This is a genomic window from Bacillus sp. PAMC26543 (assembly GCF_014250375.1).
Taxonomy (GTDB): Bacteria; Bacillota; Bacilli; order Bacillales; family Bacillaceae; genus Bacillus; species Bacillus halotolerans.
In genome coordinates this window covers 224,099-238,179 of the sequence record NZ_CP060193.1, presented here as the reverse complement: position 1 = coordinate 238,179, position 14,081 = coordinate 224,099, and the positions used below count along the sequence as shown (strand labels likewise).

Here is a 14,081-nt window from a genome sequence, read left to right as displayed (position 1 = left end):
CACCATATGAAAAACCAGCAATCACATATAACTCTATATCGTGAACTTGATTGACCTTTGCTAACCAGGCTGTCATGATTTATAAAAATATTCCTGCTAGCGGCAAAACAATCTGAATGATTAATAACGATTCATTTATTTTTCTCAATAAAAATTTCTCATCTATTTTCTTCACTCTATTATCACCTTAAACTCAAAAGTCCGATTTCTTTAGGCTATGGCTCAATATTTAAAAGCCTTGAAAGGCTAATGCCAATCAAGGTCTCCTACATTTTTTGTTTTTTTTCTGATAATCCCCAGACACAAAATTCATAGTGATATTCTGTGCGTTCTATACATAATCCGAAATTAAAATCTTCTGATGAATGATATTTTTATTTACCTTTTTAGAATGAGGCGTTTTGACAACTGAATCGACTTTAGACTTTTCTTTCTCGGCTAATTTCTTCAACATCAACTCCATCGGTGATTCATCCGGCTGTTTCATTTGCGGGTTAATCGCGCCGAAGGTTTGGTTGATGTTTTCTTCTTCCTGTGATTTCAAGATGGAGCCGGTTTTGTATCCTGTGATTTCAATTTTCGGACCGGTGTACATGGTTTCGAGCTGGTCTATATATTTTTTCATCGTTTGAAAATCTGATTTTGCCGTTTCTAGTGCTTGAGTTTGCTGGCCGTCAAATTGAAAGATCTTATTCAGGGTGTCCGAAATCAGTCGCTCAGCCTGTTCTGTTTCCATCCGGAAAAAGGAGTCATTGACTGTCGGCAGGCTGACGATGTGGTCGATAGCTGATGTCTGGCGATTCACTGCGTCAGTGAGCTGTTCTGTCACTTCTCGTGCATGCTTGACCCCGTGTCTCGCGTCGTGTGAGAGAAAAGCCTCTGCGATCATGCCGTTGGAGTCAGATTCTACAGAGGAAATCGCATGCTGTGTTTGTTTCAGCACTTTTTTGTATTCGTCGATAAACATGCCAGAGAAAAGGAGAAAGGGTTTATGAATTAGCTTTATAAAAGATTATTTTTATTAAAAAACCTTGAAAGGCACTTTGCCAATCAAGGTAAAACAGTTACCACTACACTACTCTAAAGCTACTCACTAGGAAGCAAACCAGAGGGCCCTCAAAACCATTTAATTAAAATAGTTATGACGTGAGACTTTTATAACCAGGAATCTCTTCTAACATGAAAAACCTCTAGTTGTTTATCATATAACATGTGTATTAAATCCGAAATTGATTACAGTTCCGATATATTCATATTCTTTTAGTATAACTATAAGCGACTAGCCAACAACTCTTTTGGTGTTATCCTTGTAATTTAAAGTATTGAGCTAAATTATTCATATACTTATCATAGTCATCGTCTTTACATTTATTCATGATAGTCTCTACAGTAGAATTGACAGTTTTTATATTAAAATCTCTCATTATGAGATATCCATGACCTAATTCAATTTTTGTACTTTCAAGTATCTTATCCAATCTTTTAGGGCTAATAATATTAAAAGTAAATAAATCAGAAGCACCTGGTATATCAGGCAATCCTACGTCAAGTTCAAATGAAACGTAGAAATCATCAGCGTCCTCACCCCAATTTTCATAGTCTTTAGTTAAAGCTTTAATTTCTAACATAATTATATCCCACCTTTTAATCTAAAATATCAACATGTACATTTCTTAATTCTGTTTTTGATCCTACAACAGTAATTTCATTTTCAGTGAAGTTCGCTCTCCACATTTTTTCCTTTGGTTTATATTGCAATCTGAAAGCTCTCATTTTATCTACACTTTTGTACCCTAAAAAATTTCCTGCTTTATCATACATTTTTTCCGCTCCTTGACCAACCCAGCCTTTTCCTGCATCTAGTGCATTCTGACGTGTTGAGCTACCAAGAGTTGATAAACCTTTAGGGGAATTTTTTATTCCTATAACCGTTTGGGAAGAGCTTAAATTATCTACATATCCAGGATGCCACCACTTACTATTAACACTGCCTTTAGAAGGTTTCTTTTTTACGTCTCCCTTTATATCCTTCTCCACTACATGTTTAGCCACATCTGTGACAACACGCTTCCCGCCTCGGACCGCCAATTTTTTAACAGCACCCTGAGGGCTTACCCACTCAATAAATTCATATTGAGTTCCGGCAAGAAACGAATCAATTGGCTTAGCTCCGCCTACTTTATCCTCTGGAATGTAAGACACTTCTTCTAGCCGCTTTTTCCCTCCAGCGTAGAGTTCTCTCACAATTTGGCCGTTTTCATATACATAATATTTGCCGCCGACGTAGTCGATGCTTGCAGTATCACGAGTTAGTTCGTCAATCACTTCTATCGTATCTATCTTTTTTAATCCTTTATGATTATATAGTTTATCATTTATCACCCGTATGTCTCCATAGACTTTCGGGTGGGCTGCTGCTTCTTTCTGCAGTACCGTCAAGTTACTGTCATCACCATAAATCTCACGCTCGATCTTTTGTTGTTTGTCATCCATTATCACAGAATCAACGTTTGATTGCTTATGTTTCTCCAGTTTCTTCAACATCATCTCCATCGGTGATTCATCCGGCTGTTTCATTTGCGGATTGATGGCGCCAAATGTTTGGTTGATCTTTTCTTCTTCCTGTGATTTCAAGATGGAGCCGCTTTTGTAGCCTGTGATCTCAATTTTCGGACCGGTGTACATGGTTTCGAGCTGATCGATATAGTTTTTCATCGTTTGAAAATCTGATTTTGCCGTTTCTAGAGCTTGGGTTTGTTGGCCGTCAAATTGAAAGAGCTTATTCAGGGTGTCTGTAATCAGCCGCTCAGCCTGTTCTGTTTCCAACCGAAAAAAGGAGTCATTGACTGTCGGCAGGCTGACGATGTAATCAACGGTTGATGTCTGGTGATTGACTGCGTCTGTGAGCTGCTCTGTCACTTCTCGTGCATGCTTGACCCCGTGTCTCGCGTCGTGTGAGAGAAAAGCCTCTGCAATCATGCCGTGGGAGTCAGATTCTACAGAGGAAATCGCTTGCTGTGTTTGTTTCAGCACTTTTTTGTATTCGTCGATAAACATGCCAAAGAAAAGGAGAAAAGGCTTGTGGCACTCCTCGTAAAAGGTCCGGATGGCATCTCCGCCTTTTCCTTTTAACGCATCCTTCATGCCTGCCAGATGCTCAACACTTTTTTCCAGCTTCTCCAGTTGCTGTTTTTGCTTGTCCAGTTTCTCAATCGTATGCTGAATGCCCTCGTGAAGAGCGTGGACATCTAATGTTTTCAATCCCTTGTCCTCCCGCGCTTTATTTCATGGAAGATGATATGTTTTCGTCCGTTTCCTTCATGGCGTTTACCGCGCTTTCCGTTTGTGCGATATGCTTGGCCAGAACGGACGCATATGCTTCAGTGAGTTCTTTGATGTCCTCATTTAATTGCTCGATGGACTTTACAACATTCAAATGGTTTCGTCCTGAGATATGGCCGGGCAAGGAGGACTTGAGTTCAGCTGAGTTCTTAAGCTGAGAAAGTCCCTGTTTGACGGTTCCATAGACCATTTTGATTTCCTGTGCCATTTGCGCTCACCTCACTTTTTATGTTTTTCCTTCTCTATTTCATGCTCTATTCTCGTGATTTGGCGTCTCATGGAATAGACGTCACCCTCTAGAGAGTGAATTTTTTCATCTATACTTTCGATGATTCCGTTGACTTGTTCGCTTTTGATTTGACGATATGCTTTGTTCATTCCTTCACGAATATCTTCAAATCGCTCCGCATGTGTTCCTCTCCATGCCTCTCGGTTAAGATGAGGCCGATGAATGAGATGCTGGGCCTCGGAAAATTCGTGTTTGATTTGCCTGATTTCGTGCAGCACTCGTTTTAACTGATGGATCTGTTCCTGTTTTTCATGTAAGTCGGCTTTTACCGAATGTAACAACATTTCACTATGCATGCCGCAACACCTCGTGTTTCTATCAAACTGTGTAAATTCTTTACAATACAGACTATTTTCATATTACATGATGGGTCATATTGGATAAATAGGTAAAAGGGTTTGTCTTATAGAGAGTGTAAATAAGTATATTTATCTATCATCCTCTCCATTTCACTTTCTCGCGAATGTTATTCAACTTACACAGGACTATAAGCGCAGGTACAATTATCCTCATTTGATTCGCAATGCCATTTGCAAACCCCTGTTACCTATAGTCAATAATAATGATAAAATTAGGATATCTATCTAAATATGGGGAGCAAATAATGACAAAAAACAGTGGTTTTCATGAAGAATTGCAAGAAAAAAACAAGCTTTATCCCGCAGAACATCAATTTCAACCTGTTTTACCGAAAGAATATACAGAAATTTTAACTTTACATATAGCTAAACAATTTGGCGAGAAAATCAAAACGCTTGTTCAACATGGACAATATCATCAGGCGGTTGAATTAACCCAAAAAATATCTTCTGATCTTGGTAATGATACTGCCTTTGCAATTCCACTTTCTACAGTTCTTTATCATTTAGATGACATGGGTCTTCCTTTATCGGAGCATTTTTCACTATCACGGTTGAATCTGCTCGGAAACCATAGAGCGGATGATAATTTTTTTAAAACATTAAAGAATGAAATGTTAACTGCTGATCGTGTGGATTTTATGGTCAGTTTTACAAGGTGGTCTGGTGTCCAACTTCTTATTCCACCATTACAAGAGCTCAATAAACGTAATGTGCCAGTACGTATTATCACATCAACATATATGGGAATTACTGAACCTAAAGCACTTAAACAACTCATGCAATTTCAAAATGTCGACTTGAGAATTGTAAATGATTACCGTCAATCTTTTCATACAAAAGCTTACTTATTTGAACGTCTTTCAGGGCAACATAGTGTCATTATTGGATCATCAAATCTTTCGCAATCCGCTCTGACCACTGGGTATGAGCTAAATGCGAGAATACCTGATACAAAATATCTTCCTATTTTTCAACAAACAAAAGATGTCTTTAATAAAGTATGGCTCGAAAAAACACAACCGGTCGATGACCAGTTCTTAAAAGCTTATGAAGAATTTCAAGCAGCTAACCACAAAATGAGCGCGTCTCTCGTCTCTCAAAACTCTCTTTATCAAACAAAAATACAACCTAATGCCATGCAAGAAATAGCTCTTAAAAACCTCAAGAAAACGAGAGAACAAGGTGAGGAAAAGGCTGTTATTATCGCTGCAACTGGTACAGGAAAAACATATCTTGCAGCATTTGATTTTTCCGAATATCAACCAAAAAAATATCTTTTTATCGCTCATCGTGAGGAGTTACTAACTAAAGCTATTGAAACATTTGAAAAAGTCACAAATGACCCTGATAACTTTGGATTGTTAACTGGATCGAAAAAAGAATGGAATAAAAGGTTTTTATTTAGCACAGTTCAAACCTTGCATAAAGAAGAAACATTGAAACGGTTTGCACCAAATGAATTTGATTACATTGTCATTGATGAATTTCATCATGCAGAAGCCTCTACCTATCAATCAGTGTTGAATTACTTTAAACCTGAATTCTTATTAGGTTTAACTGCAACTCCAGAACGTTTAGACGGTAAAGATGTGCTTGAGATCTGCAATCATAATGTTGTCTATGAAATTCGCCTTCGAGATGCGTTAGAAGCTGAATTGCTCGCCCCATTTCATTACTTTGGTATTCCGGATCATACTGTTGATTACGATAAAGTAAAAATAACAAATGGGGTCTATGATGAACGCTCCCTGGTCAACCACTTGAAAAACCATGAGCGAGTCGATTATGTAATAAAGATGATAAATATGTACGGTTTCCACGGAGAAAAAATGTGTGGGTTGGGCTTCTGTACTAACGTTGAACATGCCCAATATATGAGCCAAGAATTTAATCAATTAGGATTCCATACAACATATTTAACAGGGCAGGATTCCTCAGCACAACGTCAGAAAGTGATTAGAGAACTTGAAGATCCGCATCATAGTTTAGAACTGATTTTCACAGTAGATATTTTTAATGAAGGCATTGATATACCAAAATTAAACTTACTGCTTTTTTTGAGGCCAACTGAATCACCTACCATATTTATTCAACAGTTAGGAAGAGGATTAAGGAAGGCTGATGATAAAGAGTTTGTAACGGTACTTGATTTTATAGGAAACTATCAAAAATCATTTGTCATACCGCTAGCCCTTTCTGGACAAACAAGTCAAAAATCGTTTGATAAAGATTCGTTGCGAGTTGCAGTTACCCATGAGTTTGCAGACTTACCTGGTGGGTCTTATGTAGATCTTTCATCTGTAACGAAGAAAGAAATTTTACATAAAATAGATAGTATTAAACTAAATTCAACTGCCATGCTAAAAACATTATATTATCAATTTAAACGAGATATTGGGCGTTCCCCAGAGCTACTTGATTTTCTTTATTCAGATCAAGCTCCAGGGCTTACCTTTTTTATAAAAAAATATAAGTCTTGGGTTGAAACGAAAAGAAAAATGGATGACCTTCATTCGTTAGATAAAGAAATATTAAATGATTCGTTAGTTTTAAGAATGGTATCCTGGTTAGAGCAACAGTTTCCTATCAAGTGGCCTTATGATTTATTAGTGTTGCAATGTGGATTTAATACAAGAAGAATCACTGTCGATGATGTTAAAAAATCTTTAAAAGATACATTTCATTTACAAATCAAAAACACGAATATACACGACAACTTGATTAAACGATCTATGGAGCGCTTAGCCACACCAAAACAACAATGGTGTTTTGGTGTAATAGAGGAAAATACGTTCATACTACAATCAGATATTATTGAACGTTTATGCCATCCTCAGTTTGGTCCTTATATTAAGGAGCGTATCCAATATGGTTTAACTGAATTTAGACGTATGAATAATATAGAAGCACTTTTATCTAGTGAACTACAACTCACCTTGTATCAAACATATACTAGAAATGAACTCATACATTTATTTCAATCAACTGATCAAGAGGGGACGTGGCGAGAAGGTGTAAGGAGAGTTAACAATAATTACTTAATTTTTATTACATTAAATAAGTCTGAAAAAGTTGAGGACCATTTGTTATATAAAGATTACTTTATGGATCCCTATCATTTTCATTGGCAAAGTCAAAATCAAACATCACATGATTCTACTGTAGGTCAGAATTTTATTAACCATAGACAAAGAGAATATAAAATACATCTATTCGTACGTAAATTTAACGAAATGCATGACATCACCTTACCTTTTATTTATCTAGGTAAAGTAGATTACGTATCAAGCAATGGGGACAAACCTATGAATGTAATATGGCAGCTTCATCAGCCTGTCCCAGAAAACTTGTATGTTGATTTAATTAACTAGTGCATTTACAGTTGGAAGATCAGCAGGTGCCCATTCAAGTGACTCAAGTTCACTCACGGGCACCCATCTGAGTTCCGCATGTTCTTTGGCAACAGGTTCACCCTCAACAATTTTCGCTTGAATAGAAATCAAATTAACAATGACTTTCTCATATTCGTGATGAATGTCAGCGATAATTTCACCTGCTTCAATCTTACAACCAAGCTCCTCATGAATTTCTCTGACAAGAGCTTCTCGTGCATTCTCTCCCTCTTCAAGTTTCCCTCCTGGGAATTCCCATAGATTGGCCAAAGACATGGTTGGCGAACGAAGTGCACATAATATCATATCATTATCGTTTTGAATTACTGCTGCAGCTACTTTGATTGTTTTTTTCATTTTATTTTTTCCTTTCATTTCTTATTAAGTCACAAACCTATATTTAATATTACATTTAGTGATCTGATCTTCATTTTTAGTTAAACTTTATCATACTGAATAGGTTGTGGGACAACAACATAATTTTTTGACTATATAGAGTTATTTTCACTCACCAAAATAAAACCCTATAGAGCTAAATAGTTAGACGAAAAACTATTTAAGCAATATTCACTTATCCCTTGCTAGTATTTTAATCATTCTTTAACTTATTCGTTTTAAAATAGAATTTAGCAGTACTTTTATTTTTTCAGTCTCGCCACTCTCATTTGTCCTTAATCTAGTAAAAGGTATCCCCGATTTCTTCAGAATAGAATCTTTTAATTGATCCCGTCTTTTCTGGTCATTTGAATAATGATAAGCAGTACCGTCTACCTCTATTACACCAGCAGGTTCATTCCCCATTTTGTAATAAAGCAAAAAATCAAATCGAGCTACTGTTTTAACGAACTTTTGTTCCTCTTGATTTAAATGAGAGGTATCATTAAATAAGTCCTTTAAACGGTACTCCCTTCTAAACTCAATTTTTTTATAGGCTTCTTCTTTAAGAATATCTCTGAGTAAACTCGCAATAATCCTTTCAGATTTATACTTTGAGTCACTCTCTCGCAGTTTATTTTCTCGTTGCACTAAAACTTCGGAGAATTCTTTATATAGTAAATCGAACACAGAAATGACCTGACTTTCATGATATAAACTAGCTTCTGTATAATATTCCATATAACGTATTAACTCGGAGATTTCTTTGTTACTTCTCTTGAAAATATCGACGGCAGATACTAAAACAAAACGTTTTTTTTGCTCTCGATATAGCTACATTTATTAAAGTGGCACTATCAACAAATTCAATATCCTTTTTACCACCCTTATCATCAAGTACTGTGGAGAAAATAATCCCATCACATTCTCTTCCTTGAAACTTATGTACAGTATCTTTAATAATTTCTTCTCTCATATAACGATTAGCTGCTTGTATCTGGGCTCTATAAGGAGCAATAAATCCAATATCATCAAAATCATGTGGGAAAACCTTCTCTCTAATCGTTGCCTCTTCAAGAGAATCCAATTCACGAACATTGTGTCGTCCGCCTTGGAACCTCATATGATTTCCTTTAACGGTTTTTATTAAAATAATTGAAGAATCCTCTACTTCATCATATTTAGTCAACGGAATGAGATTGCCTTCATAATATTGTTCATTACAAAATTTGATGATCATAGGGTGGCAACGATAGTGCTCCTTTAACAAAGTAACGGGAATTTTATTCTCATATACTTTTAAAATTGAATGTAGCAGGCTATTTTCTACATAATCAAAGCAAGGTTCGATTCCCATTTCTCCCTTTGATATGTTCTTATCTGGTATGTGAGGTAGTTGTTTTGTATCTCCAACAATAATTACATTTTTAGCACAACCTAGAGCAAGGATACCTGGCATCAATTCTAACTGTGAGGCTTCATCTACAATTAAGTAATCAAATAAGAAACCATCTGGAATTGATTTCATTAAAGAGAATGCAGTACTCAGAATAATAGGATATCGATTTATAAATCGATCAAACTGCTTTGCATCTTTATATTTCTTGTGCTCAAAAATCTCTTTCTTAATCGTTTTTTGTTTATTATGTATATAATTTTTGAAAATTAATGTAGAGTAATTTTGAATTCGATTACTTAGCGCGTCAAAATTTTTGGCATGTAGCATTTGATTTATTTTACTTAACTCGGTATTTAATTCAATTAGTTTTTGCTTATAGAATTGATATTGGAGTTGAGAAAGCATTTTCTCTTTATTTAAACTGTCCCCTATTTGTTTGAAGTCATATAATCCATAGTAGAAAAGATATTTTGTTTTCTTAAAGAAGTTCATACGGTTTTGTTTGTTGAGTACTTCATCAACCATAAAATTTAGAATCTTAGAATTATTAAACTTATAAAAGGGTAAAAGCTTTGGCTTTATTGTTTCTAATGAATCAAAATGTTGTTTATAATATTTTTCCTCTGTTTCTAGGTCTTTTATTTGCTGTTTTATTACTGCTTGTCTGTTTTGTAACTTTAATAGTTCTTTAATAGATTCTACATCATTTAAGAGGCTTTTCAGTAACTCTGATTCTCTCTCATTCTCAATCTTCCATTCGGCTATATTTTGAGGAGATTCCGGAAGTTTCTCAAAGAATTTTTTTTGATTATCTTGGCTACCTAATGATGCAAGAAGAAAATCGTAGCCTGCTTTCTTCATTTTTTCTCTAACATTGTCAACTGCAGAGTTATTACTTGAGACAATCGCAGCATTCTTTCCTTTCATCATTAAATTAGTGATTAGATTTAAAATAGTTTGTGTTTTTCCCGTACCAGGAGGGCCTTCAATTACACTTATTTGAGAAGAAAAAGCAGATTGAACTGCCTGGATCTGACTTAGGTTTAAACCAAAAGGAAAAAGGAGTGTCTCTGAATCCTTATATGCTCGACTTTCCTTCGAAAAATAAGCATAGAGAGCACTTTCTATTCTCAATGGCATACGCTGAATTTCACCTTCCAAAATAGGTGGGATATCATTTTGTGTTTTATCTTTAACAGCTGCTATATATCCAAAATAATCTAATAAATGTTTAAACTTTGCATTACCCAAAGTAATCTTTTCAATATCTTTTTCTTTATAAATATATTTCTGATCATTTCCACTAAAATTCAAAACGGCATATTTATCTCCATATATTATAACGTTTTCAATATTCGCTTTTACATTTCCCTTTAAAACAAGTCGTTCTTGTTTGTTAATGGCCATTTCTCGAACAGGTCTAATTATACACCTATCTAACTCTTCACTTTTCTTCATTCCACTTTTCAATGTAATATGAACAATTATTTTAGCATTATCACGTTTAGATAATCGCCATTCTTTAATTTGCTCAGAATATGTTGTATTACCTACCTCAATGCTTACACCCGACAAATTATTCCCTCCAAAAACATCTTATTTATCTATATAAAATTGTTATTTTTTGTTATAGTATACAAAATTAATAAGAGATTATCAAAATACCTATTAGAGTAGTAAGTAAGAAAAGAACCTTTTCTTAAATCAAGAAAAGGTTCTCAAACATAATTTAACTTATAATTTTACTCCCCATACAGCCTCACCACTGCCATTCAACACACTAAACGTCATCACGTTCTTCTCTCTCACCGAATCCCACTGGCGTAAAAATACGCCATTATACGTCTTGCCGGCTAACGTGATTTCGGCTGCGTCATTTCCAGTTTTATTCCACGTTCCGGTCATTTCCCCGGAAATGGTGTGGTCTTTGTTGAGCTGAATGTTGATGGTTTTTTTGATGTCGGCTGAGATGTCTTTTCCGTGCTGGATGAGTTTGTATGTTCCTGTGATGTCTTTTTGCTTTACTTTTTTCAGTGTTTCACCTGCGTATCGATATGGCGCTGCTACCGGCCAGCCGTCTTTGTTCATGAACATCTGGTGGACCCTGACTTCGTGTTCTTCACCTCTGCCCGGGAAGCGGGTGTGGAAGATTAAATAGGAACGGCCGGTTTTTTCGTCATAATAGGCTGAGTTGTGGCCCGGTGAGACGTATCCGGCTCCTTTTTCAGTTTCTGTTTCAAATGAATAGCTGCCCATGAGTTTGACGCCGTACGGCTCAATGGAGCGGTCATCGAAGAATGTGCCTTCTTTGCCTTTGACATCAATCATTGGATTGCCCTCTGCGTCATAATACGGGCCATCTGGTTTTTTGGAGCGGGCGACACGGATGTTGTAGCCGCCTGTTGCGTCTAGACCGCCATATGATAGGTATAAGTAGTAGTAGTTGGTGTCTGGATTGTAGAGGATATATGGGCCTTCGATTCTGCTGTGGTTGCCGCCGAGCAGTTTTTTGCCGTACCCCTGTCCAGGGAGCGGGAAGCCCGTTTTCGGATTCATTTCCAGGATGAAAATGCCGCCTGAATATGAACCGTACACCATCCACAGCTTGCCGTTTTTATCAAAAAAGGTGTGCGGGTCTACGACGTTCGGGTGTTTTGTTGCGTCATACGGTGTTCCGTCATTGCTTGTGCCTTCCATGCCTGATTTCAAAAAGATGCCCTTGTTTTTATAGGGCCCTTCGATGTTGTCAGCGACGGCCACTCCCATGGCGGATCTTGGTGAGTCACCGCGGCAGGCGTTGTAGTACATATAGTATTTGCCGTCCGCCAGCTGCGCGACATCAGCCGCCCACAGGGTATCGGATTGCGCCCATTCGAAGGTATCTTTTAATTCTTCATAGACATTGGGGATAAGAGGGTTATTGTTGCTGACACTGCCAGTCAGCTGCTGCCATTGCATGAGGTCATTTGTTTTCGCTGAAGCTAAATGAGATCCGAAAACGTAAAAGCTGCCGTTCGTCTCAATGATGGAAGGATCATGGACGCTGACTTCTTTAAAGACGGGTTTTTCTGCCTTTTGTGCATGGATATCGTTTGGCAGGGTTAAGGCCATGATAAGAGCTGCAAGAAAACATACACGGAACAATCGGTTGAACATCTGTACAGTTCGCCTCTCTTTTTTATTAAATTTTTAAGCGTTTACATTTTATGAAGGAACACCGGCTCTTTAGGAAGGCCGGATGTTTTCATATTCAAACGGGTAGGTGATTCCCCACTGTTGTCTTACATTGTCCATGATGCTCATGACATCCAGGGAGAGACTGATGGTTTGGCTGCCTGTTTGATGCAGGATTGCATTTTGCATATCCTCTACTTCATAGTTCAACCCTTTTGCAGTTTCTCCTTCTTCAATCACCTCTGTTTTTCCATTGGCGTACGTAATGAGTGCTTTGTCCGGCCTTGTAAAATCGTCGACTGTGATAAAGCCGTTTTCTCCAGCGACTACGCCTCTTTTTGGCATTTTTGCGCGCATGGTCAGCGATATGACGGCCATTTCATTGTCGGTGTTTTTTAGGATGATGCCTGACTGCTCGTCTACACCTGTATCAGCAGGCTTGGCCGTGCTGAGGATCTCATTCGGCTGGCTCGTGAGAAAATATCTTGCGAACGAGAGCGCATAGGCTCCTGTGTCTAAGAGTGCGCCGCCAGCCAGTTCCTGATTAAAGAACCGGTTTGTGACGTCGTATGGCTTGCACGTTCCAAAGGAGACTTGAACCATTTTAAGGGGCCCGATGCGACCCGCCTTTACGATCTCCCGGAGTTTTTTATACAGCGGCATATGGTAGATGGTCATCGCTTCAGATACAATAAGCTGTTTTTCTTTAGCCAAACCGATGATCTCCTTTAGCTGTCTCGCATTGACGGTAATGGCCTTCTCACAAAGAACATGCTTGTGATGCTGAAGGCTTTTCATCATATATTCATAGTGGTTTGAATGCGGAGTGGCAATGTAGACAATATCAACACTCTCATCTAGCAGCAGTTCTTCGTAGCTGCCATAGGCTTTTTCCACATGATGCTCCTTGGCGAACGCCTTGGCTTTATCCAAGCTTCGTGACCCTGCAGCATAGACCGTTCCGTTTACTTCTCTCAGCGCTTTGGCGAAATCTGAGGCGATTGCGCCAAGGCCGATGATTCCCCAATGTAAGCTCTTCACTGCACTTCGCTCCCCTTCTATTTGAACTCATATCTAGAGTACGACAGCAGCCGCCCGCACACCTGTCTGGCTATGGTGTGCAATGTGCTAGATTTCTGCGTCACGATATCACAATACCAATCTAACTTGTTAAAGACTGTAAAAAAACTTTTGACTTCTATTGCTGAAACAATTAATATAATACTCAGTTAATAGTTATCAGAATTTTTAGGAATTGAGTGATTCATATGACACTGCACAAAGAGCGCCGGATCGGCCGGCTGTCTGTTCTTCTGCTGCTTCATGAAGCTGAAGAACGTTCACAGGTCGAGGAGCTGGAGCGAGATGGATGGAAGGTCTGTCTCGGCAAGGTAGGATCAATGGACGCGCATAAAGTAGTAGCCGCAATTGAAACCGCTTCCAAAAAGAGCGGAGTCATTCAATCCGAGGGTTACCGTGAGTCACATGCGCTTTATCATGCGACGATGGAGGCTTTACATGGCGTGACCAGAGGTGAAATGCTGCTTGGATCACTGCTTCGGACGGTTGGCCTGAGGTTCGCCGTTTTGAGGGGAAATCCTTATGAAAGCGAAGCGGAAGGCGATTGGATTGCTGTCTCGCTTTACGGAACAATCGGGGCGCCGATTAAAGGACTTGAGCATGAAACATTCGGCGTTGGAATTAATCACATATGAAACAGCCCATAGATCTTAGACGATAGGGGGCTA

The 14,081-nt window shown here is 38.0% G+C and carries 11 protein-coding genes and 1 pseudogene; 2 read left to right on the top strand and 10 right to left on the bottom strand.

Annotated features, from left to right (window positions below):
- Positions 1-364: 364 nt before the first annotated feature.
- From H7F27_RS01220 to H7F27_RS01200, 5 genes and pseudogenes are all read right to left on the bottom strand, one after another.
- Positions 365-1,000: pseudogene (locus tag H7F27_RS01220) on the bottom strand (T7SS effector LXG polymorphic toxin); the annotation flags it as partial.
- A gap of 301 nt (positions 1,001-1,301) precedes the next feature.
- On the bottom strand, positions 1,302-1,628 hold the full coding sequence (locus H7F27_RS01215) for an Imm8 family immunity protein (RefSeq protein ID WP_014481380.1): 327 nt from the start codon (positions 1,626-1,628) through the stop codon (positions 1,302-1,304).
- 16 nt (positions 1,629-1,644) lie between these two features.
- Positions 1,645-3,261: a ribonuclease YeeF family protein gene (locus H7F27_RS01210; RefSeq protein ID WP_185848440.1), complete on the bottom strand. Its 1,617-nt coding sequence runs from the start codon at positions 3,259-3,261 to the stop codon at positions 1,645-1,647.
- A 19-nt stretch (positions 3,262-3,280) separates the two neighbouring features.
- Positions 3,281-3,550, bottom strand: a complete 270-nt coding sequence (locus H7F27_RS01205) for a YwqI/YxiC family protein (protein ID WP_010332483.1) — start codon at positions 3,548-3,550, stop codon at positions 3,281-3,283.
- 11 nt (positions 3,551-3,561) lie between these two features.
- A complete protein-coding gene (locus tag H7F27_RS01200) occupies positions 3,562-3,927 on the bottom strand; it encodes a YwqH-like family protein (RefSeq protein ID WP_185848439.1) in 366 nt (121 codons plus the stop codon).
- Between the two features lie 308 nt (positions 3,928-4,235).
- Between H7F27_RS01200 and H7F27_RS01195 the strand changes: the two genes are divergently transcribed.
- The gene (locus H7F27_RS01195; protein ID WP_185848438.1) at positions 4,236-7,364 is read left to right on the top strand and encodes a DUF3427 domain-containing protein; all 3,129 of its coding nucleotides are present in this window, start codon (positions 4,236-4,238) and stop codon (positions 7,362-7,364) included.
- Here the strand turns inward: H7F27_RS01195 and mutT are convergent.
- The 5 genes from mutT to H7F27_RS01175 form a co-directional block, all read right to left on the bottom strand.
- Positions 7,353-7,742: an 8-oxo-dGTP diphosphatase MutT gene (mutT, locus tag H7F27_RS01190; protein WP_095712660.1), complete on the bottom strand. Its 390-nt coding sequence runs from the start codon at positions 7,740-7,742 to the stop codon at positions 7,353-7,355. The two genes, H7F27_RS01195 and mutT, sit on opposite strands and share 12 nt — an antisense overlap.
- Positions 7,743-7,985: 243 nt before the next feature.
- Positions 7,986-8,501, bottom strand: coding sequence for a DUF2726 domain-containing protein (locus H7F27_RS20735; RefSeq protein WP_260627312.1), 516 nt, complete (start codon positions 8,499-8,501; stop codon positions 7,986-7,988).
- 28 nt (positions 8,502-8,529) lie between these two features.
- Entirely contained in the window at positions 8,530-10,734 is a 2,205-nt protein-coding gene (locus tag H7F27_RS01185) for an AAA domain-containing protein (protein WP_260627311.1), read from the bottom strand.
- Between the two features lie 159 nt (positions 10,735-10,893).
- A complete protein-coding gene (locus tag H7F27_RS01180) occupies positions 10,894-12,315 on the bottom strand; it encodes an arabinan endo-1,5-alpha-L-arabinosidase AbnB (protein ID WP_185848437.1) in 1,422 nt (473 codons plus the stop codon).
- 69 nt (positions 12,316-12,384) lie between these two features.
- A complete protein-coding gene (locus H7F27_RS01175) occupies positions 12,385-13,374 on the bottom strand; it encodes a Gfo/Idh/MocA family protein (protein WP_185848436.1) in 990 nt (329 codons plus the stop codon).
- Positions 13,375-13,601: 227 nt separating this feature from the next.
- Between H7F27_RS01175 and hutP the strand changes: the two genes are divergently transcribed.
- Positions 13,602-14,048: a histidine utilization transcription antiterminator HutP gene (hutP, locus tag H7F27_RS01170; RefSeq protein WP_127696305.1), complete on the top strand. Its 447-nt coding sequence runs from the start codon at positions 13,602-13,604 to the stop codon at positions 14,046-14,048.
- Positions 14,049-14,081 lie beyond the last annotated feature (33 nt).